Origin of the sequence: Paenibacillus sp. AD87 (genome assembly GCF_001659845.1) — a bacterium.
Classification (GTDB): domain Bacteria; phylum Bacillota; class Bacilli; order Paenibacillales; family Paenibacillaceae; genus Paenibacillus; species Paenibacillus marchantiae.
In genome coordinates this window covers 505,875-528,408 of record NZ_LXQN01000019.1, presented here as the reverse complement: position 1 = coordinate 528,408, position 22,534 = coordinate 505,875, and the positions used below count along the sequence as shown (strand labels likewise).

The following is a 22,534-nucleotide window of genomic DNA, read 5'->3' as shown; positions in this document are numbered from 1 at the left end:
TCCTTAAAACCCTTGGATTGCCTCAGCGTTAGAGATGAACCAGCAGCATGCTGCACTGGTTAGCGTATGCTTCGGTGGATGCTGCGCCGGGTGATGTCAGGCGCAGCAGGGTGTGCAGGCCCGACGGGATTGTCGTCGCCGGGCTGCCGGAAGCGGCAGGTTGCCGTGCAGTGACTTGGGCCCATTCGGCCCAATCACGCGCAGTGCGCTGCCGCCCGGCGAGCAAAGCGAGCGTGCCCGCCAGTACCATGGCGGGCACTTCGTGCGTGAAGGGCTGCTGCGCACCATGCGGCGTGCCGAACAGCGCAAGCAGCCCTTCACGCACGCTTGCGGGCGCGCGCAGCAGCCCGCAGCGGGCCGCAGGCGGAAGCGCCGCGAGCAGCGCCGGCGCCTGGCCGGGCGGAAGGGCACGCAGCAGGCGCAGCCATGCGGCCCAGGCGCCTACGCGCGCGAGCGCCAGCGCCGCGGCGTGCACGGCCTGCGGCGCTGGCGCGGCGCTGCTGGCCGGAGCGCCCCGCAGCAGCGCATCGGCTGCGCGGGCTGCATCGGGCGTGGCTGCCTGCTCGCGGGCCTTACGCCGCACTGGCGGCGGCGCTGCGGCGCCTCGCGCTGAGCCCGCCGCAGCACTGGCGAAGGGCTCGCCGGGCTGCTTGTGGCCGAGCGCCCACAGCACCAGCGCCGCCTCCGGCCCGTGCTGCGCATGCGTCGCCCAGGGCTGCAAAGCCGCCCGGGCAGCGGCGTCCTCGCCGAGCTGGGCCAGCGCCAGCCCGGCGGCGAGGGGCTGCGCCCGCAGCGCAGCGGCCAGCGATACCGCGTGGCGCAGCAGCCATTCCGGCCGATGCGCATCCAGCGCGGCCGGAATCAGCGCCTGCCAGGCCGCAGGCGGCAGGCTTATCCGCTGGGCTGCGCTTGCGATGGCCTGCGGCCGCCCGGTAGCTGCGGCCAGCAGCAACAGCCGCTGCCATACTGGCAAGTTGCCGGGCTGCAAGGCGAGCACAGCGGTATATGCCTTAGCTGCCTCCTGCCAGCAGCCCAGCCGTTCATAGGCCATGCCTTCCAGAGTCAGGCTGCGATACGTTCCGGCACCAGAAACGGACGTATATCGACTAGCTGTGGATGCTGCCGCTTTGGCCTGCTTCAGCCAGTCAAGCGCCGCATCATCCCGTCCCTGATCGAGGGCCAACACAGCACCAAGCTCCAGCAGATCGGGGAAGTCCGCATACACTGGTCTCCATTCCTCAACGATAGCGAGTGCTCTCTCTGGGCGGCTACGTTCCCGCCAGGCATAAGCCGTTTTGAGTACCAGATCAGAATGATAGCCACATTCCGGCGTAAGCTTTGCCAGCAAAGGTTGTAACAACTTGAGCGCTTCATCGTATCTCGCTTGCTGAAACCACTCGGCAGCCATGGCATATAACAGTTCCGGTTGATCCGGCGACTTATGGAGAGCGGAGCGAATCAGCCGCATATTGCGCTCGGGTTTATTTTTGCCAACAATAACGTGCTCCAGGTAGCCATAATGAATAATCTCAAGCTCGGAATCGACCACACCCCACGGAGCGAAGGATAGAATCGAAGATGCCACTTCTTCATGGATCATGCCTTGAAAAGCAATCCGAGGATCGTTCCGAAATAAACGACACACCGCATCCGTCACACGCTCTTCTCCAGACATTCCGAGCAAACTCGTGACCTGTATCCAGTATCCCCATACGTCGTCCTGACTTGAGGTCAGCAGCCGATTCATCTCCGCCAGATTGTGCTCGGTCTGCATCCAGACTTCATCCGCATCCAGTACCAGAATCCAAGGATGAGTGGCCGCAGCAAGGGATAGGTTGCGGGCATCGCTAAAATCTCCGGACCATGCCGCACTGATGACAACCGCACCATAACGACGGGCAATGTCGATCGTGTCGTCCGTTGATCCCGTATCCACAAGGATGATCTCATCCACAACATCCTGAATAGCATCCAAGCATCGCTGAAGCGACCTGGCCTCATCCTTCACGATCATGCACAGGCTGATTCCTGTCTGCATGTTCATCCTCCGTCCTTCCTATACGGGGTTCTGCTCTCTTTCATTCAATCTTCAAAACTCAAAACCATCCGGGCCCGGTAAATCCAGCCTAATCTGCTGAACCACAGGCCAACAACGTTCTCGCTGTCCTTCTGTCCCTTGAGCAAATGCCTCCAAGTGATAATCGGCAGCACTGACAAGCCCCTTCACCAACCAGCTGGTTCCCACACGTGAATCGGAGGCTCCGGGAAAGGGTTCTCCCGCTTCCTGCCGTGCGCCTTCAACCAATGGATACGTTTCTTCTGCCAACTGCCCCTGACCAAGCTGAACCAGCGCAAGCAGCACATCCCATTTCCCGGATTGCACACATCCTTCCATCATCAGTCCAAGTGCCTGCCAGCCATTATACGCTGTTCCAGCAGCCACGTTTAAGTTGTCATTTTGGGCAACGGCTTGTGAACTACTGATTCGTTCTGTCTGTTGATATGGCTCCGACTCCGTACCCGGTTGTGAATGACGATACAGCCACGAAGCCAGTTGATCTTTCCCCTCTATTGGCCTTCCTTCAATCCAGTTTAGTCGCTCTATCGAATGGATAGCCGGTACAGAAAGCTCTCCTTTTTTTCGTCGTACCGTATCCAGCTTAAGACGTGCCTTGTTCCATTTCCCCTGTTGAATCTGAAGCAAAGCCTCAGCCATGGATAACCTCTCCCGCATCTCCCCGGAAGGGTGTGAAGATATGTCTGGCAACAACTGCACAGCCGTATCATAACAGCGACACTGCTCCAAAATGCCCAATACTTTCTGGAACGCCTCTTCTGAGGTGATTGCAAATCGCTCCTTAATCAGCGCCACCAGGTGTTGCTCTTGACCAGAAACCCGCATGATTCGAAAGATCCTGTACAACGGCGGTAGCAGGCTCGATTTGTCACGGACTGCTTCCACATAAGCATCCACTGCGCCTTCAAGATCCGCCCGCCCCTCCAGCAGCCTACCCAAGGTATACCAGGTCTGATAGGTTCCAATTCCTTCTTCCGTATGAAATATGGGTGGCGGCGGTCCCATACGGACTGCTTCACGCAGCGATAGCTCTGCCTTTTCTGTCTCGCCCAGCGCCTCCTCACATACTCCGCGATGATGCAGCAGGTCCGTGTATTCCGGGAAGAGTTCAAGAGCAGCATGGATGTGATCCAATGCTTCCTGCCAGCGACTCAAATGCTGGAAACAGCGAATCTCATATTTGAACAACAGATGTGCATAACTTGTCAGAGTGGGGTCAATTCCCGCTTTAGCTACGCCAAACGTCTTCAGCGCCTGTTCCATTTCTCCCATTCGCAGATACTCGACACCCAGGTTATAGTGATGGAACGGCTGCCCTGGTTCTTCCTCCACCGCCTGTTGAAGCAAACGCAAATTCCGGTTCACCTTATCCTTGCGCTCCACAATGACCGTCTGATACCCGTAATGGTGAATGATCATGTCTGTCACGTGAAAAGCAGCCTGTGGATTCTTCCGACAGATTGCCACCGCAATCTGCTCATGAATCCGACCCTCGAACCGATGCTCCGGCTCGTTCCTGAAGAGGCGCAATACCGGATTTACCGTCACCCCCTGCTGGCCCGAACCTGTATAGTTATGGATGTTTAAAAACAATCCGTCACATCCGCTGGCTGCCGTCCAGCTTCTGATCTGCTCCCGTGCAGTCTTATCCAGCGCCTCGTCCGCATCGAGAAAAAGAATCCATTTGCCCGAAGCCTGCTCCAGCCCAGCATTTCGTGCCGCAGCAAAATCGTCGCTCCACACAAACGGCACAACCACTGCCCCATATTCCCTGGCAATGGCAGCACTTCGGTCCGACGAACCGGTATCCACAACAATGATCTCGTCCACCGCTCCGCGGACACTTTTGAGACAATGAGGCAACAGCTCTTCTTCATCCTTCACGATCATGCATAATGAAATGTGTTTGGTCGGCAAGCTGGTTCCTCCTTTCCCGTGCATGGAACACCGTACGCCAAGGAAGTCCTTCGGCGGTGCGAAGCTGCTGTTCCAGCACAGTTTGTTGTGCCATAAGCACCTTTTCAGCGGGAGAACGAGTTAGTTCTTGTCTGAAGACCCCCAGCGCCAGCCACATATAACAGACAGCAGCTCCAGCTCTCGCCTGCCGTTGTTCTGAATCCTTCTCCAATGCCTGCTGGAAAAGAATCAATGCCTGATCGTAATGCCCTTTGGAATACACGGCTTCCCCAAGGTAGAAGAGGCTTTCCGCATCCAGATCGCCTTGTGACATACATTGAATCAGCAGCTCTGCGGCCGCCATGGTGTATCCCTGACGGTAAAGAACAGCGGCCAGCCATCGGCTATAATCACCATTTTCGTCGTGTTCAGAGTGAATTGCAGACACCTTCTCGTACAGCTTCTTGGCAAATGCCAATTGCCCAGTCTGCACTGCCCGAATCAAAACGTTCTTACTCAGCTCCACTGCAGCCTGACGCGTCTGATGATCTATTTTCCCATCTATATCTTCTTTGACATGCACCTGTTTCTTCACTTCCAAAAGGCCATTCAGCAATCTCCAGCCTTCCCTCTCCTGAGGTTCTGCTGCGGCCACTACTGATTCAGATACAGATAATTCATTTATCCAATAGGTCAATGCCAAATCCAGTCGTTGCTCAGGCTGGAGGTTTACGCCCGCACGATGCTCCTCACTCCACTGATTCTGCACGTACTGCAACGCATCTGATACCCTGTTGTCACATAACATCCAATATAGGTACTCTTCATGTTTTATACCCGTATTTCGGGCATCTCCATGTTGCAAGTCTAATGCTTGCCCATACGCTCCGCTGGAAGCAATTGCATGCACCACATATGCCAGACCATCATCGTATGTGACTCCGCTCAGATCTGGATCCTCTTTCTTTGAGCGCTCTTTCTTTGAATACTCTTTCCAGCGTGCGAGTAATGTCTCTGTTATGCTTTCATCCGTCTCTCCGGATTGCTGCAATACATCGGCTAACCCTGTCCATGCAGGAGCATACGTGATCTCGCTCCCCAGAGCCAGGCTGTACAGATGAGCAGACTCCTGCAGAAAGCCTCTTTTCTGTGCAAGCCTTCCCATGGCTGTATAGGCCTTGTAGCTATCGCAACCTACATCCGTTACGTAATGTCTTTCCAATCGGTCTGACTCTCTGTGAACATCATCAGAGGAATTGCCCTCACGTAATTCATCGCTTCCCCGTTTATCTGTTTGCTCGATTGCCTGCTGATGTATGCCTCGAATCTCTGCCTTGTTATCGTCCTTGGGATCAGCTCCACTGAAGCCCTCCCGGCAATTTACTGCTCTGGCATAGGACTTGTAGGCCCTCTCCTCCAGACCCTGTTGCTCCAAAATCTCTCCATATATCAGATGCAGGTCGGCATACCCCGCATAACGCTGTCTTTCTACCGCCAATAATCCATGAGCCTCGTCATAGCGCCCCATTGCCAGAAGAACCTTGGCATAGTCCCGAACCAGGGTGGAGCGATACGGAGCTTGCAGGGGTGTATGAAGAAAGGATTCAGTAAAGGCTTCTGCTGCCTGTTCGATATTCCCTAGCTGGCAGTATGTTACCCCCACATTATAGAGGTGAAAAGGTTGCCCCGGACGATCAGCTAGTTCACGCTGCAAAAGCTTTAGATTACGCAATGGTTTATGTCCTTGAGCAATCGTGGACGGCAAATAACCATCATGAACCAAACACAGTGGAGCCAAGGGTTCATACTCAGCAATCCCGTCTTCCTCACGGGTAAAGGAATTGTTTATTTCGAGGTCGCCTTCTTCTTGTTTTCCATCATCCTTTGCTCCTCCACGAACCAACTGCTCATGGATACGCCCCTCATACCGATATCCTTGATGGGCGCGAAAAAGACGCACAGGTTGGAAGATGACGCTCTCTCCCGTTCCCTCGCCAATTCGATTCTCTATCGTAATCCGCAGTCTCGAAACGCTCTTATGGACCTTCGGTAGATAATTCAAAAGCTCTTCCAATCCCTGTATGACATACTCATCCGCGTCCAGACACAGAATCCATTCCGTGCTCGCGAGAGGCAAACTTATATTTCTGGCATGTGCAAAATCATCTTCCCAACGGGTGTGAAGCACCGTTGCTCCATAATGTCTGGCAATCTCCGGAGTACGGTCTGTTGAGCCGGTATCTGTAATGAAGCATTCGATGCCAATCGACTTGAAGCCGTTGAGACAGCGGGCCAGATGACATTCTTCATTTTGCACAATCATATGAATTCCGAGTAACCTGTTCTGCATATGCAGCCACCTCCAATACAAAAAAAAGCACATGAAGCCCACCAAAGGGACTCCATGTACCTATATGACAACAAACCGGGTTATGTGCCTTGTCCATTAAAGAACACATCAATCGTACTTGGTGCTCCCAGCAGACTGGAGCGGTAGGAAAGACGTGTATATTTGAGAAAACGCTGCGGCACCAGTACATCCACCGAGCCTGGCAAGATCCCGGTTACCGTGTCCACATCATCGTACCAGTTGGTACCGTTGGCACTGATTTCGACGCGGGCATCTATCCGGTTAAGCCCTGGACCCCTGTTATATACAAAGAAGGAATAAGTGCCGAACACACTCGTCGTGACTGCCGGAAGCGGTGTAAACGTGTTTGCCGTCGGCGTACTAAGAAGCTGTGATTCCTGAAAGCTCTTTTGCGAGATGGATGTCACACTGCTGAGTGTACCCGCTGTAATCGTGGCTCCCAATACGCTGGTAATCGTACCATTCAACAAGTTGGTCAACGTCCCCGCTGTCACGGTAGCTCCAAGTACACTGGTGATGGTACCATTTAACAAGTTCGTGAGTGTTCCTGCTGTAATCGTAGCTCCAAGTACACTTGTGATCGTACCGTTCAACAGATTGCTCAGCGTCCCTGCGGTAATCGTCGCTCCAAGCACGCTGTTGATTGTACCTGCCGTGATTGTTGCTCCCAGTACACTCGTGATCGTTCCTGCTGTGATTGTCGCTCCCAGTACACTTGTGATTGTACCATTCAGCAAGTTCGTCAGCGTCCCCGCCGTCACCGTGGCTCCAAGCACACTGGTGATCGTTCCTGCTGTGATCGTCGCTCCGAGTACACTCGTGATTGTACCGTTCAGCAAGTTCGTCAGCGTCCCTGCGGTCACTGTGGCTCCAAGCACGCTATTGATTGTACCCGCCGTAATGGTGGCTCCCAGTACACTGGTAATCGTTCCTGCTGTGATCGTCGCCCCGAGTACACTCGTGATTGTACCGTTCAGCAAGTTCGTTAGTGTTCCCGCGGTCACTGTGGCTCCAAGCACGCTGGTGATCGTTCCTGCTGTGATCGTCGCTCCCAGTACACTCGTAATTGTACCGTTCAGCAAGTTCGTCAGCGTTCCTGCGGTGATTGTAGCTCCAAGCACGCTGGTGATGGTACCATTGAGCAGGTTTGTTAATGTCCCCGCCGTGATCGTTGCTCCGAGGACGCTGGTAATCGTTCCGTTAAGAATATTTGTGATAGTTCCGGCATTAATCGTAACGGTAGTCAGACCTGAGATATTACTGATCGTACCATCCAAAATAATTCCGAGTACGTTCCCGCTTGTATCGGTGTGAACCGGCTGGGCTGCGCCTGTACTATCATGACCAAAAATCAGAGTTCTCAGATTATCCGGATTCGTGTTAAACGTTGTAAAGTTAGGCATATGCCTCGTCCTCCTCCCTGGTCAAATCGGTTGTAGAATTCCACGTTCTTACGGCATACGCTGTGCCTGAAAATAAACATCGAGCCGGGTCGACTGATCCGGTTCAACCGATTGGATAACCAGCCGGGTATAACGCAGGAATCGTAGCGGCACCAGCGCTTTGGTCTGCCCTCCGGCAATCACTTCCTGGCTGTCCACAGCATAGTCCCTGGCATTAGGGCTGATCTGAATCTGCACAAGAGCCGGATGTTCGCCCCGATTTACAATGCCATATGTGTACATGCTGAGCGATGAGGTGTCTTGAGCCGGAAGAGAATTCATACTACCGTTTGTCTCGGCTCCGACATACGTATGCTCTGTAAAACAGTGAGTAGCACCAGGGAGTGTCGTACGTGAGGAAGTACCCTGCTTGAACCGGGGACGAGTAATCCGGGAACAAGGAGGTTTCAGCAATTTAGCGCGGCAGGAACGACGGGATTGGCGACGGCTGACATATTTAGTTGTTTGGTTCGTTCTCTTCTTGCTACGCTTCGCTGTTCGACTCATATCGATTTCCCCTTAAAAAATGTGCTTACGCATCGTATGCCTGCATGTAAAATACGGGCACGGCATACGCCGTTATTTGAGGATTTACTGTTTGTATCCCAAACCCTTCCCCTTTTTCCCACATACACTGCAAGTACAAACTCTTCACGTCTCTATTTCAAAATTTCATAGAAGCAGCACATTCCAAAAAATTCACTTTGGTTATCTTATTCAGGCAGATTGGAGGTGGATTATATGACCAATTCCAATGTATTCAATCAATCTAACGGTCCCTTATATACTCAACTGACTAATACATTCTCTGCCCCTGGCATTGAGTCCACTCCAGAGGGCGGGGCGGCAGCCGCAGGCAGTTCTTTTGCACTGACTACCAATAATGTCAGTGTAGGTGCTGGACTAAATCTGTTGCTGCAGGTCGTTAATGCAGTGGGCAGTGGGCGTACCTTGTACGTCTCTAGGATCAGCGGAGGCACAACCGCAGCTGCTACACTCATTGTCTATTCCGGCGGAACCATTACAGGTGGTACCACACCTGTGCCAGTCAATACATTGTTGGGCAATACCAATACGAGTGTAATGACAACAAGGCAAAATACCGGCACATTAACGGGAACATTAACAAGCTTGTTAAGCATTCCTCTTACAGCGGGCATGTATATGTTAAACCTGAACGGTTCTATCATCGTCCCTCCAGGACAGACACTATCCATCAGTGCGGGAACAGGCTCCCAAGCCGCCTCCATTAATCTTTCCTGGTGGGAATTCTGACATATCATTTAGAAAAGGAGTGTGCACAATGCCGAATGATCACGTGTTCAACCCGCTAAACCGTCCCGTTTATACATCCATTACGAATACGTTTACCTCTCCCGGCATTGTGGCTCCACCTGAGAATAATGCAGGTAGTACTGGCAATCTGTACAATGCAGGCTCAACCAACTCCACAACACTAGGATTGCTGGGGGGCAGTGTTATTGCTACTGTCCAACTGACCAACCCAGTCGGGAGCGGTAAAAATGTGTATATATCACGGCTTTCCGGTGGAATCACGGTCGCGCTCAACTTGCTTTCTTCCTTCAGTGGTACCATGACTCTGTCTGCAAATGGAACATTGACATCACCGAGCACACTCACACCGGTAAACAATAATTTATCAAGCAGTAACACGAGCATTGCAACGGTGCGATTCTCCGCTGCCGCTCCTACAGGTGTTACAACCTTATTGGCTTTGCCATTGCAGGTAGGTCCTTTTCTATCCGATGAACTTGGACGCTACGTGGTTCCTCCCGGTCAGTCCATTAACCTGACTGTGAGCGGTTCACTCACTGTTGGGGGACTAATGGCTTCCACGTCCTACTTCTCTTGGTGGGAAGTATGATGCACTACCCTATTAGATGGAAATGGCCGCTTACGGATAAGTAACCGTAGCGGCTGTTCATCGTTCATTTTCTTTTTATCGTAACGATGGCAGTTATGGCTGTCTGACTGGCCTCTGTCCATGTTCACCAGTCGATTCTGCCGGAAGTGGTTGTTCCCCCTTCCATAAGATTCGTTGCAGCATCATGCCTGCTAAACCAATAGCCAGTGTCGCCATGCCAATATATTGAAATGTGGGACTTGGCCCCACACTCCGAATCAAGGCACCTCCAGCGAGTGGAGCAACGACCAGCACGACACTGGAAAGCGAGTTTTGAATACCGAATACACGGCCTACATAGGCAGGCGGAGTTTCTTTTTGCAGCAAGTAATTCAACGTCACCATGAACAGTCCATTGCCCACTCCGATGCATAAGCCCCAGATGATGATCCAGAACTCGGACGTTTGGGAACTGATCCAACCAAGCGCAGCAATTCCGGCACCAATCAGCAAATATCCTCCACCCAGCCCCCAGCCATACCCAATTCGCGGAAGTCGATTCAACAGTAGAATAATCACAACCGCACCTGCCCCAGCCGATGATCCCAGCCAGCCGATCAGAGCTTCGTTGCCCGGCTTGATCTCCCGAAACAGCGTCGTAAACTGATAATCAATCATGAGGATCGCCATTAATCCAAAGCAACCAAACAGCATCGTACTCAGAAGGGTGCGGCTGCTCTGGATAAAACGCCAACCCTTCTGCCATTGAATGAACAGAGATTCCTCGGTCTCCCCCGTTTTCAAAGGACCTCCATCCGATGCAGAAGGTTCTGGATCCTCTGTTAGACGCCGTAAAGGCCATAACACGGCTCCGGACAACAAACGTGTACAAGCATTGATTAAAATACAGACTTGCGGTGAAAATACGGCCACGATGACTGCACCCAGCAGAGGTCCCGCTACTTTGGAGCATTGGTTCACAAAACCGTTCAGTGACGATGCTTGAAACAAATGCTCCTCTGCTACCACTTGACGCGTAAGTGCCTGCTGCGCAGGTACATGGAATACCCCCATCATCGCTCGTAAAGCAAGAAGCGGCAGCAGCCAAGCCGCACTTGGCGCGAACAGAATTGCAATCGTTAATAAGACGGTAATCACATCACATATCATCATGATTTTCACCTTATGCAAACGATCAGCCAGTGCACCTGCCACCGAGCCAAGTACGATCCCCGGAACAGCCATACATACCGGAATAAGGGCTATGATCAGCGGATCAGCACCCCAACGATAAGCGACCATTACCTGGATGGCGAGCGCGTCAAACCAATCTCCAAAGGTTGCGAGCGAATACGCAATAAACATCCGCATGAAGCGGAAGTTGGTCCATAGGCTTTTGGATGAACCATTGGACGAAATGGATGATGGATTGGGTTCATTTGAAATGACGGTCATACGTATACTTCCTCCCCTGATTACAGCCTTGTTGCTGGCTTATATGTTCCTTGGCTGTAATCATAAGGGTGTTAAATCAGAGGAAGATCAGAGGATGGAGCAAACGGGGATAAAAATGTGCGGATTTCATCCACAATTTGCTGTCCATAAATAGGCACGCCGTAACTTTTGGAGATATCCGCATAAATTTGACGGTATTTAGTGCGAAGACGCCCCTCTATCCGGTGGTGTGCCATGAACAACAATATTTGGTAAGCCGAATTGAGATATAGCGGTGCGTTCAATGTCATTTTCAATACGTCCAGACCATCGTCCATTCTAGGCTCTGCCTCTCGGATTCTCCCTTGTCTAAGCAACCATAGGCCTTCCATAACTTGAAAGCGTCCGATTTCCCGCAAGTATGGCGCATCTTTCAACCCGGAACGCAGAGCAGACATCTGATCCTCTACCGCTTCGCCGCTGCCACCCCACAGTTCCACATACAACGCTGAGAGCTTTACCGGAAGTCTGAAATGAACCAGTTCATCTTTCTCCATCACGTGATACGTTTCAATGAGTCGAGCCTTGGCTCGTTCATACTGGCCCACCTCTGCGTAGACTTCAACAATGTTCAGAATACGAAGTTCACGAAGCTGATCGGCAGACAGTGCGGATGAATTCAGAGCCTTTTCGTACAATGGCAAACTCTCCGATGGTTCAATCAGGGTATGTGTAAAAATTAGCAGCCAATACAAACGTTCCTCGAAGGGAATTTCCGTCGTTGTAATCAACCATTCCAGATCTCCCTGAATAAAGTGGATATACAGCTGATAAAATGGATCAATCTCAATGCCCAGCGCTTCTTGCTGATCCAGCAGCGTGAGCATCGACTTCCCCTGCCCATACAGATGATATTTGCGGAACAATCCATGAATCACTTCTCGCATCTCCTGATCTTGGGCGGAAGGGTTAGAGGGCAATATCGCCATATTCGATCGGATGATAAGCCGGTAACCATAACCACGCACGGTCTCCAGTGCAATTTCTTCCCATCGTTTCAGTTTCTTGCGCAGTCGATACACATGGTCGTCCACGGTGCGTTCAACCGGATATTCTAGGGGCCATACCCGGTCCAGCAGTTGGCTGCGAGTAAAGGCTTTTTCCTTGTTCTCATACAAAAAATGCAGCAGCGCAAATTCCTTCGCTAACAGGCGGATGGAATCGGTACGCTGGGTTACCGTGTATGTTCCTTCATCGAATTGTAACGACATGCTCTGCCCTCCTATGTATGCTTACTAATTGTGGTCCTTATTCTGTTCAACATACCACAAAAACCCTTTGCGAGAACGCAAAAGGTTTTTGTAATGAGATGTACTGGCTCTCTTCGGTGATCGCAAGGTTCTCCTTGGATTTAACCCAGCACCACGCGATCATCAGCCATTTTTTTACCACTGATACGTTCAAACTCACCCAATAACTCAGGTACGGTCAGCGTGCGCTTACGCTCTTCACTAACGTCCAAAATAATTCGGCCTTTGTCCATCATAATTAGACGATTGCCCAAACGTATGGCCTGCTCCATATTATGTGTAACCATCAACGTTGTGAGTCTCATCTCACGTACAAGCGTCTCTGTCAGCTCTGTGATCAGCTCCGCACGAGAAGGATCAAGCGCAGCCGTATGCTCGTCCAGCAGCAAAATTTGCGGCTGGGTGAATGTTGCCATCAGCAGGCTGAGCGCCTGGCGTTCACCGCCGGACAGAAGGCCCACTTTGGCATTGGGACGTTTGTCGAGCCCAATACCGAGCTTCTCCAACTGGGCGTTGAAAATCTCTCGTCTGGCCCGGGTAACTCCAAAGCCCAATCCGCGCCCCTTGCCTCGTTTGTACGCCATCGCCATGTTTTCCTCAATGGACATATGTGGTGCTGTACCCGCCATCGGATCCTGGAACACACGGCCAATCCAACTGCTGCGCTTATGCTCAGGCAGGCTTTTGATGGAACGATCTTTGATCAGCACATCGCCCATGTCGGGCTTCATGACGCCTGAGATAATGTTCATCAACGTTGATTTTCCCGCGCCATTACTGCCAATCACGGTCACAAAATCTCCCGGATTCATCGTCAGGTTTACGCCAACCAGTGCAGTCTTCTCGTCCGTCGTTCCAGGATTAAACAGTTTGGTCACTTGTGTAATCTCAAGCATAATCACATGCCTCCCTTCGCCTGTTGGCTCGACGAGCCCATAAGCTCTTCGGTTCGTTTGCGAGCCAGACTTTTCTGCTTCATGGAGCGCTGCATGGTTGGGAAAACAAGTGCGATAATAACGATTACCGCTGTGATCAGCTTCAGATCGGATGTGTCGAACCATTCGACCTGGAGTGCGATCGCAACCACAATCCGGTAAATAATTGAACCGACCACGGCCGCAAGTGTGGCCCAGAAAACAGTTCTTGCACCAAGAATTGCTTCCCCGATAATAACGGAGGCCAGTCCGATGACGATCATCCCGATGCCCATCGTAATGTCTGCAAAACCGGATTGCTGTGCAATAAAGGCTCCAGACAGCGCAACAAGTCCGTTGGACAAACTGACACCAACAATAGTGGTCACATCCGTATTCGCGCCAAAGCTGCGAATCATGCGTTTGTTGTCACCTGTGGCTCGCAGTGCCAGTCCAATATCTGTTTTCATAAACAGATCCAGCATGATTTTGAATACCAGCACAACTACGATAATAATGATCATGACATGTTCACCCGAGAAAGGGTTGTCCATGCCCATAATGGATTTGTTCGGTGCGCCTAGAATACGCATATTAATCGAATACAAGGCAATCATCATCAGAATACCGGATAACAGCCCGTTAATTTTGCCTTTGGTGTGCAGCAGACCTGTACAGGCGCCAGCCACCATTCCTCCAGCCATTGCTGCCAAGCAAGCGAGCCAAGGAGAGAAGTCGTTGGATATCATGACCGCCGCGATTGCGCCTCCAGTTGTAAAACTTCCGTCTACGGTGAGATCGGGGAAGTCCAGTATGCGGAATGTAATATATACACCCAATGCCATCAGTGCATACAACAATCCAAGCTCGATTGCCCCTTCAATTGAACCCCAAGTCAAATTCACATTGCTTCCTCCCTGTCTATCGAAAAGAATGAGGCGAACCCGCCTGCACGTCCGCCTCGCATCCGTACTGCCGGAGGATCTCCGGTCAGATTATTGAATAATGTTGTTATCCTGATCCTTCACTTCTGCCTTCATCTCATCGGTAACAGTGATGCCTTGAGCTTCAGCCGCTTTCAGGTTCAGAATCAGATCCAGCTTGTCCGGCACGGTGACTTTCATGCCGCCCGGTTTCGTACCATTTTTCAAAATGTCCGCAGCCATTTCACCCACTTGGTATCCGTGATCGTAGTATTTGAAGCCAACGGTTGCGAAAGCCCCTTTTTCCACGGTATCCCGGTCACTGGAGAAGAACGGAATTTTATTTTTATTCGCTGTCTGGATGATTGTATCCACTGCGCTAACTACCGAGTTATCCAGCGTGATATAGAAGGCATCCACTTTGCCAACCAGAGAATCGGCCGCCTGTTTTACTTCGGATGTGTTCGTAACTGGTGCTTTGACCAGCTTGATATTATGTGTTGCCAGCGCTTTTTCCGCATTGTTCGCCATCACCACCGCATTCGGTTCGCCCTCGTTAATAACCAGACCTACCGTCTTCACATCCGGCAAATATTTGGCGATAAAATCAGCCAATTGCACGATCGCCTCCGGGTTCGTATCCGATGCACCTGTTACGTTACCACCTGGCTTGTCCATGTCACTCACCAGTTTGGCACCCAGCGGGTCCGTCACCGCTGCGAACAGCAATGGCTTGTCCTTTACTTGTTGAGCCAGGGCCAGTGCGGATGGCGTTGCAATCCCAAGGACCAGATCATTTTTGGAATCACCGGCAATCTTCTGGGCAATGGACAGGTTGTTCGTTGAATCGCCTTGCGCGTTATTGTAGTCAATCGTCAAGTTCTTGTTCTCTTCAAGGCCAGCATCCTTCAGCGCTGCAATGAATCCTTCACGTGTGGCATCCAGCGATGGATGCTCGACGATTTGTGAGATCGCGATGCGATACGATTTTTCTGCCGTACCTTCATCTGTTGTACTGCCCGATCCCTCGGTCGTTGTGCTACCGCCGCTGTTATTTCCGCAACCTGCCGCTACAATCATAGATGCAACCATCATCAGAGACATTAACCATTTCTTTTTCATGTGTGAGAACCCCTCTCCATCTTCTAAAATGTTGATGCCCTCATCGTTATCCAAGTGACACGATAGGGCGGGACAAAACGAACGCTTCAACGCATTGTTGCTTTGACCGACAAAAGCAGACAAATATAGACTTTTCTCATGCGACTGAAGTCCATGACTCGTGTTGGTATTTTATTGTTTCCCTAATATTAAGGTGCGACCTGTTTCCCGTCAATGGTTGAACCGCTTCCAATTTGGTTTCATTGCAGATACGTGAGAGATAACATTACATAAAACAAAAAAAGGCCTCTGCAATTTTGCAATAAGGCCTCTGCTAAGAAAGGATATACAACTGGGTGAAGAGAAAATACACATCATTCTTTTTCTTTTTTCAATTCTTCTAGTTCAGATAATGTTAGCCCGGTAGCTTTGATAATGGTATCTTGATTAAGCCCCAAAGCGAGCATATTGATTGCGATTTTACGTTTACTCTCTGCTTCTCCTTCTTTGATGCCTTCTTCGATTCCTTTTTGGATGCCTTCCTCCAAGCCTTTCTTGAGACCTTCTTCTCGTGCGCCCTCAATCATGGAAACTTCATCCCATAGAAATTTCTGACGGTCGATATATTGTTGACGTGCTTGCTCATCCTGGCTCAGAAACTCCAATACACTCATGGCTTTTTTCAACGCCGGTTCCGGTTCGTGCATCAATAACTCCTCCCAGCTTGATCTAGTCATTCCTTTCAGAAATAACAGCCAGCGCACCAATCCATTCTTCATTTGAATATTTTCATCATTCAGCTTAGGTATTTCCATAAAATGAATCTCTATAACATCCGTCAACGGAATATCGGTATGGTCTTCTCTTAAATGAAATACGTTGTGGTACTGGTCATTAGCGAGCATTTTGAAATTAACAATGTTGATCGCAACACATTTTTTGAGTTGACTATATCTCTGTCCCTCAAGTAATTGTCCGGAGTATTGTTTACCCCAATAGAACAAAGTCCTCTTCTCTAAATCATACTGATTAAACAACTGCATTTCAACATTAATTAGCTCGCCTTGATCTGTTTTGGCCCGTATGTCCAGAATGGACTGTTTATCTCTCGGAGTGTCCTTGTCCAGATAAGGGTTGATCAACAAAATGTCAGTCAGTAAGGATTCGCCTGCATTTTTAAAGGTGTGATTTAGAAAAGCCAGAAGCACATCCTTATTCTCTTCACTTCCAAAAATTCGTTTGAACACATAATCGTTCTTGGGATCAAGCAACTCTGTCATCATTATTCACTCCTACATAAAAAATGAACAGGATATATCTGCTGAAGTATTAGCAAATATAAGGATGCGAACATACACTAGATGTTAGCCCTATTGTAGCACGCATCTCTATATTAGCATAACGTTTTTACGTCATTTTCCAAACAAAAAAAGAGACTGTTCCGAGTGATCGAAACAATCTCCATACATGCTAATTCCCAGCCGCCTCGCGAATCTGGTACGTGCATTTTTTGCCACCGTCTGCATAACATTCGGTGCGCTCCACATCAGCCTGCAGCAATGAACGGAACAGTTCCAGTTCACATCGGCAAGCCTGTTTATAGACACTGGCTACCTGCACAATAGGGCAGTTCAGCTCGGTAAGCACATAGGTGCCATCCTCTTCCTTGGAGGTATCGGCCATATATCCGTTTGCATTCTGAATGCGCGCGAGTTCCTCGACACGTCCGGCCAGATCCTGACCTTGCATCTGTGGCTGTCCGCTGCGAAGCAGCTTGTCCCGGCGGCTCTCGAACAATGCATCCACGACACCGCTGCCCGCTGAATCCGACAGTTCCTCCAGCAGTTCCAGTGTCAGTGATGAATATGATTTTGGGAAAAAGCTATCCCCGCGTACCGTCAGATGGTATACGGCGGAGGGACGTCCAGCTGTAGCTCTAGCTTCCCGAACCTCAATCCATCCCTCCTGCTCCAGTGCCGTGAGGTGACGGCGAATCGCCATGCCGGTCAGACCAAGCTCAGCTGTCATTTCCCTTGCGGTCATTGTGCCTTGCTGCTTCAGCATGAACAAAATCCGTTCACGCGTCGTTCGTTCCTCTTCGCGCTTCACGATCAGCACCTGCTCTCCCTGCTTATGCGGTTACCGGTGCTGCCTCCCGGCAGGCATCCGAGCAAAAGCGGTTATGCGTCTCTTCGCAATCCTCACAGCTTACATGCTGCAGGTTGCAGGTTGGACAGTTAATATAACGGTCATGCGTCGTTCCACAGTGATAACAGCTGGCAATCACGATATCTTCATCCGTCCGGTTAATCGGCACGGAAATACGCTCGTCAAAAACATAACATTTCCCATCAAACAAACGACCTTGTACCTCATCATCCTTGCCATAGGTCACGATTCCGCCATCAAGTTGAGCCACGTCCTGGAAACCTTCCTTAATCATGAACCCGGTCAGCTTTTCACAACGGATACCGCCAGTACAGTAAGTAATGATCTTTTTGTCCTTCATGTCGCCCAGGTTATCCCGAATCCATTCCGGAAACTCGCGGAACGACTCAACGTCCGGACGAATCGCACCTCGAAAATGACCAATCTCGTACTCGTAGTCATTGCGGCCATCAATTACAATGACATCCTCCTGTTGAAGATGCTCGTAAAATTCTTTCGGGGACAACCGTTTACCGCTAATTTCGTTCGGGTCCAAGTCTTCGTCCACACGGAACGTAACCAGCTCAGCTTTGTGACGAACAAATATTTTTTTGAACGCATGCTCTTCGACATCATCAATCTTGAATACCATATCGCTGAACAGCGGGTTGGCATGCATATCCTTCATGTACTGCTCGGTTTGCTCTGGTGTACCGGATACGGTACCGTTAATGCCTTCCGAGGCAATTAGAATACGTCCTTTTACACCCAGGTCCTTACAGTATTGCAGATGCTCTTGCGTAAACGTTTCAGGGTCTTCAATCTTCACGAACTTATAATATAAAAGCACGCGGTACGCGCTGTTACACATGTGTATCACCTGTTCCTATTCCATGTTGTTATTGGCCGGATCATCCGACAAGACTACAACGTTGCAACCTTGCTTATTAAAAAGAAAAGAAACAGCCGTCCGAAACAATGTCTCGAACTGCTGCTTTGAACATTCGACTTTTATTCCTGCATTCTAGTTTATCGGAAGCGGAATAGCTTAGTCAATATAAATGTATAGAAAGGAATGTAAGTTATGGAATACATTTTTCGTTACTTATCTTAATTGAATGATTAAGAATACTGAATGGCATTCGCGATAAGCATAAATACAATACCCATAGCGATCCACATGACCATCAGCGGCCAGAAGAATCTAACCCATTTCTGATACGGAATGCCGGATACCGCGAGACTACCCATTAAGGCTGAAGACGTTGGCAAAATCATGTTGGTGAATCCGTCTCCGAACTGGAAAGCCAGTACAGCAGTCTGACGGGTAACCCCGAGCAGATCCGATAATGGAACCATAATCGGCATCGTAGTCACGGCCATACCTGTACCCGACGTGATGAACACGTTCATGATATTTTGGAAGAAATACATACCCAATACCTGCACGGAGGACGGCAATTCGCCAACCGCTGTAGACATTCCGTATACTACGGAGTCAATCACGTTACCCTGATCGAGGACAACCATGATGCCTCTTGCCAGACCGATGATAAAGGCACCATAAGCGATGCCACTTGCACCTTTGACGAATTCACTTGCAATTCGACTAGGACCGAACCCAGAGACAAGACCCGCGATCACGCCCATGCTCAGGAAGAGAGCCGCCAGTTCTTCCATCCACCAGCCTTCTTTGGAAACACCCCAGATTAACAGGACAAAGCCAGCTACAATTGTAATGATAGTCAGAATATGTGTGATGCGAATCGTTGGCAGTTTGTTCAGGTCCACCGCAGGTGTATCTGCTGCCTGCTCCTGTTCCAGCTCATGCACCAAACCACGTGTTGGATCAGACTTCACTCTGGACGCGTACCGCATAATATAGATACTTGTCACGGAGATGAGACACACCAGGATGATCGCACGCAGCCACATGCCTGAAAAAATCGGGACTTCTGCAATCGCCTGAGCCAGTCCCACGTTGAACGGATTAAGCAGTCCAGCGGTAAAACCACAGGAGGCCCCTAGCGAGATCATCGCCGTACCCGTTAGAGCGTCATACCCTAGCGCACGCGCAATCGCGATCCCGATCGGTACAAAGACCATAACCTCTGTGGACATGCCCATCGTAAATCCACCAACTGAGAACAAGGTGATGAATACCGGAATGACCCATAATCCCTTGTTGGCGAACGAACGGGCTACCCGGCCTGTAAGAGCTTCAATCGTTCCCGTACTCGTAATGATCTGAAATGCTCCGCCGATGATGAAAATAAAGAATACAACGTCCGCAGAATCAACCAGTCCGCGAACGATAGACTTGGGAATATCCCATAATCCCGTTGGATTGGACTCTACATGATGGTATGAACCCGGAACGAGCAAGGATTTGCCTGTCGCCTCATCCTTAACCCGATCAAATTCCCCTGCAGGAATAATGTAGGTCAGCACGGTAGCTACCAGCACCAGAATAAACAAGATGACGAAGGTGTGAGGCATCTTAAACCATTTGCGCCGTTGTTGTGGTTGTTTTGTTATGTTTTCCAATTCATCATCCCTCGTCCTTCTGTTGTTTCCATACTTCAAATTCATCACGTACCTGCTGCAATGCTGCCTTGTCTGCGTACAAATCGAACGCCGTCAGTGCAAGTGCCTTCGCCGCACGGTTTAGCTCAATCATGCCTTCCTCTGCTCCGGCAAGCCGGGCAAATTCAGGTGTGTGTGTTGTCGCATCTCCTAACCGAATATACGGATGAATTGCGGCTGTAATCTGGCTTACGTTACCGATATCCGAAGAACCGACGCCGCCCGTTTGCGGTGGATCATGCACTTCAATGCCCATATCCTCCAAGTTCTGCTGGAACAGACCCGCCAGAGTCTTGTTGTTATTCCGCTCGGCATAGATCAGGCCTTCCGTAATATCTACCGTAGCCCCAACACCTTCCGCAGCATGGCGCACGACGCGATATACTTTGTCCATGACGATTTTTAGCTCTTCGACGGTCTTCGCCCGAATGATATATACGGCTTCAGCCAGCTCAGGCACCACGTTGGGCGCATCTCCACCCTTGGTGATGATCCCGTTCACCCGAACGTCATCCTTCAAATAAGGACGCAGTGAATTTATTCCCGCGTACGCGTTGACCAAGGCATCCAATGCACTAATGCCCTTCTCAGGAGACGAGGCAGCATGTGCCTGTTTGCCGTGGAACGTAAAGGTTGCGTCCACACAGGCCAGCGCACCTCTCAGTACCATCGTTTTTTGCTGCGGGTGACACATCATGACGGCATCAATCTCATTGAATACGCCATCGTTCACCATAATGATTTTTCCGCCGCCCTCTTCTTCAGCCGGTGTGCCAAGAACGACGATCCGTCCCGGAAGATCAGGGCAAGATTCCTTGAGTGCCAGTGCTGCACCTACAGCAGAGGTTCCGATCAGATTGTGTCCGCAGGCGTGTCCGATGCGGGGCAGCGCATCATATTCAGCGAGCAGTGCAATCGTGGGTCCACCTGGCTGGCCTTCCCATACAGCACGGAACGAGGTATCGAGGCCTGAAATGCCTTTTTCCACCTGAAATCCGGCCGCTTCCAGCGGTTCGGTTAACCATTGTTGTGCTTGGACTTCCTGAAAGCTAAGTTCAGGGTTAGCGTGAATGCGCAGGGATAATTTCCGCAAGTCAGGGTCCAGCCGATCTACGGTTTCTTTGATTTTTTGCTTCATATGAGCTGGGTCAGGATACATATTGTTTTGCCGCCTTTCTCCAAATACAGCATTTCTATATTCAATTCAATCGAATAAATATACAATCAGATTGGATATATTGTATGTGTGACCAAGCCAGAAGTAAATTCAAAAAAATTAAGGAATAGCCCATAAAAAATTTTATGGACTCGCTAGACAATAACATATGGATATCATTAGATGTCAGTATATTACTGGTTATTTTTCATATTAGCCAAGACGGCATCGGTATACATTTTAATCTTATGTACATCCTTCGAATGGGTACTCCCTATAAAAATGACACTGCCAAATAGCAATAAAATTCCTTATTTGATAATAAAACATCGGATAATTATGCATAAAGAAATGCATCTATTCGGCTATGTCTGTATCTAGTTTCCGTCCACAACATGCTGTGTTCCAGCCGTTTTCATCAAGTCAACAAAGCGACCCACCGTTGCCTGCTGCAACACACTTTCCTTATACACCAACCACGTATTACGCCGCACTCCCTGTCCATTCTGTCGAATCAGTTCTTGCTGATGAAGGCCATCCGAAGCAGATACGAAAATACCCGGAATAATGGCATAACCAAGCCCGTAACGCACCATTTCCTTGCATGTCTCATAGCTGTCCACACGCATCGCTACAGTTGGTGAACATTCATAGCGCTCATACCACCAGGCCGCTACTCCCTCTCGGAAAGGACTCACAGGAGTTCCACCCGTTTTCGTCAAGGGCTCCTGAAATGCAATTTGCGGAAGCTCGGGAAGTTCATCCAGGTTGATGGGTTCACGGGATACAATGCAGACCGGTTCATCGTGCAGCAGATGTTTCCCCTCATACCATGGATGCTCCCCCCGTATGACACCCACTTGAATTTCATCCCGCATCAACAGTTCCATAACCTCCACACTCAGAGCACAGGTCACAGCAAACTGAACCTCCGGGTACAGCTCCTTGAACTGCTTTAACAAGGGAGGAAGCTTGTACAACGAATAATGATTGGCAATCCCGAGACGCAGCGTTCCCTTAACCTCATTCCAAATGTTCGACAGCAGTTCCTTGACCTGGTTAAGCTCATTGAGCATTTTACGGGCATAGATCGCGAGATGCTCTCCTTCGGGAGTAAATCTGGCACCTTTTAACGTTTTATCGATAAGTGGCACGCCAAATTCCTTCTCCAATTGCTGCAAACGGTATGTCAAAGCCGGCTGGGTCATAAACATGCGCTCCGCAGCCTTGGTCAGACTACTTTCTTCGGAAACGCTCAGCAGCAGACGGCAGTCCTTTTCATCCATGATCATGTTCCCCCTTCACTTCTCGT

The 22,534-nt window shown here is 50.2% G+C and carries 18 protein-coding genes; 2 read left to right on the top strand and 16 right to left on the bottom strand.

Features of this window, described 5'->3' with window-relative positions:
• Window positions 1–28: 28 nt before the first annotated feature.
• The 5 genes from gpAD87_RS26060 to gpAD87_RS26040 all read right to left on the bottom strand — a co-directional run bounded on the left by gpAD87_RS26060 (window position 29) and on the right by gpAD87_RS26040 (window position 8,293).
• Window positions 29–2,044, bottom strand: a complete 2,016-nt coding sequence (locus gpAD87_RS26060; RefSeq protein ID WP_064641730.1) for a glycosyltransferase — start codon at window positions 2,042–2,044, stop codon at window positions 29–31.
• A gap of 45 nt (window positions 2,045–2,089) precedes the next feature.
• Complete coding sequence (locus gpAD87_RS26055; RefSeq protein WP_197521520.1) at window positions 2,090–3,994, bottom strand: glycosyltransferase; 1,905 nt, start codon at window positions 3,992–3,994, stop codon at window positions 2,090–2,092.
• Window positions 3,951–6,323, bottom strand: coding sequence for a glycosyltransferase (locus gpAD87_RS26050; protein ID WP_064641728.1), 2,373 nt, complete (start codon window positions 6,321–6,323; stop codon window positions 3,951–3,953). The genes gpAD87_RS26055 and gpAD87_RS26050 overlap by 44 nt, the downstream gene beginning before the upstream one ends.
• Window positions 6,324–6,403: 80 nt before the next feature.
• Complete coding sequence (locus gpAD87_RS26045) at window positions 6,404–7,747, bottom strand: DUF6385 domain-containing protein (RefSeq protein ID WP_197521519.1); 1,344 nt, start codon at window positions 7,745–7,747, stop codon at window positions 6,404–6,406.
• 48 nt (window positions 7,748–7,795) lie between these two features.
• The gene (locus gpAD87_RS26040) at window positions 7,796–8,293 is read right to left on the bottom strand and encodes a DUF6385 domain-containing protein (RefSeq protein WP_064641727.1); all 498 of its coding nucleotides are present in this window, start codon (window positions 8,291–8,293) and stop codon (window positions 7,796–7,798) included.
• A gap of 234 nt (window positions 8,294–8,527) precedes the next feature.
• On the opposite strand from gpAD87_RS26040, the gene gpAD87_RS26035 reads away from it, so the two are divergent.
• Together gpAD87_RS26035 and gpAD87_RS26030 are read left to right on the top strand one after the other, a co-directional pair.
• On the top strand, window positions 8,528–9,061 hold the full coding sequence (locus tag gpAD87_RS26035; RefSeq protein ID WP_064641726.1) for a hypothetical protein: 534 nt from the start codon (window positions 8,528–8,530) through the stop codon (window positions 9,059–9,061).
• Between the two features lie 28 nt (window positions 9,062–9,089).
• Window positions 9,090–9,671 (top strand): hypothetical protein, encoded by a 582-nt coding sequence (locus gpAD87_RS26030; protein ID WP_064641725.1) that lies wholly within the window; start codon window positions 9,090–9,092, stop codon window positions 9,669–9,671.
• A 93-nt stretch (window positions 9,672–9,764) separates the two neighbouring features.
• Here gpAD87_RS26030 and gpAD87_RS26025 read toward each other — a convergent pair whose 3' ends face one another.
• The 11 genes from gpAD87_RS26025 to gpAD87_RS25975 all read right to left on the bottom strand — a co-directional run bounded on the left by gpAD87_RS26025 (window position 9,765) and on the right by gpAD87_RS25975 (window position 22,508).
• Window positions 9,765–11,105: an MFS transporter gene (locus gpAD87_RS26025; protein ID WP_064641724.1), complete on the bottom strand. Its 1,341-nt coding sequence runs from the start codon at window positions 11,103–11,105 to the stop codon at window positions 9,765–9,767.
• Window positions 11,106–11,176: 71 nt separating this feature from the next.
• Window positions 11,177–12,355, bottom strand: coding sequence for a winged helix-turn-helix domain-containing protein (locus gpAD87_RS26020; RefSeq protein ID WP_064641723.1), 1,179 nt, complete (start codon window positions 12,353–12,355; stop codon window positions 11,177–11,179).
• Window positions 12,356–12,495: 140 nt separating this feature from the next.
• On the bottom strand, window positions 12,496–13,290 hold the full coding sequence (locus gpAD87_RS26015) for an ABC transporter ATP-binding protein (protein ID WP_064641722.1): 795 nt from the start codon (window positions 13,288–13,290) through the stop codon (window positions 12,496–12,498).
• 2 nt (window positions 13,291–13,292) lie between these two features.
• Window positions 13,293–14,153, bottom strand: a complete 861-nt coding sequence (locus gpAD87_RS26010; protein WP_064642035.1) for an ABC transporter permease — start codon at window positions 14,151–14,153, stop codon at window positions 13,293–13,295.
• Between the two features lie 150 nt (window positions 14,154–14,303).
• Complete coding sequence (locus gpAD87_RS26005; RefSeq protein ID WP_064641721.1) at window positions 14,304–15,353, bottom strand: ABC transporter substrate-binding protein; 1,050 nt, start codon at window positions 15,351–15,353, stop codon at window positions 14,304–14,306.
• A 353-nt stretch (window positions 15,354–15,706) separates the two neighbouring features.
• Window positions 15,707–16,612, bottom strand: coding sequence for an Rpn family recombination-promoting nuclease/putative transposase (locus gpAD87_RS26000; RefSeq protein ID WP_064641720.1), 906 nt, complete (start codon window positions 16,610–16,612; stop codon window positions 15,707–15,709).
• A gap of 190 nt (window positions 16,613–16,802) precedes the next feature.
• The gene (locus gpAD87_RS25995) at window positions 16,803–17,441 is read right to left on the bottom strand and encodes a helix-turn-helix transcriptional regulator (RefSeq protein ID WP_064642034.1); all 639 of its coding nucleotides are present in this window, start codon (window positions 17,439–17,441) and stop codon (window positions 16,803–16,805) included.
• A 22-nt stretch (window positions 17,442–17,463) separates the two neighbouring features.
• Entirely contained in the window at window positions 17,464–18,351 is an 888-nt protein-coding gene (gene trhO / locus gpAD87_RS25990; protein WP_064641719.1) for an oxygen-dependent tRNA uridine(34) hydroxylase TrhO, read from the bottom strand.
• Between the two features lie 251 nt (window positions 18,352–18,602).
• Window positions 18,603–20,027 (bottom strand): YfcC family protein, encoded by a 1,425-nt coding sequence (locus gpAD87_RS25985; protein WP_231952857.1) that lies wholly within the window; start codon window positions 20,025–20,027, stop codon window positions 18,603–18,605.
• A 4-nt stretch (window positions 20,028–20,031) separates the two neighbouring features.
• Window positions 20,032–21,204, bottom strand: coding sequence for a M20 family metallopeptidase (locus tag gpAD87_RS25980; RefSeq protein ID WP_231952854.1), 1,173 nt, complete (start codon window positions 21,202–21,204; stop codon window positions 20,032–20,034).
• 395 nt (window positions 21,205–21,599) lie between these two features.
• Complete coding sequence (locus gpAD87_RS25975; RefSeq protein ID WP_064641717.1) at window positions 21,600–22,508, bottom strand: LysR family transcriptional regulator; 909 nt, start codon at window positions 22,506–22,508, stop codon at window positions 21,600–21,602.
• Window positions 22,509–22,534: the final 26 nt, after the last annotated feature.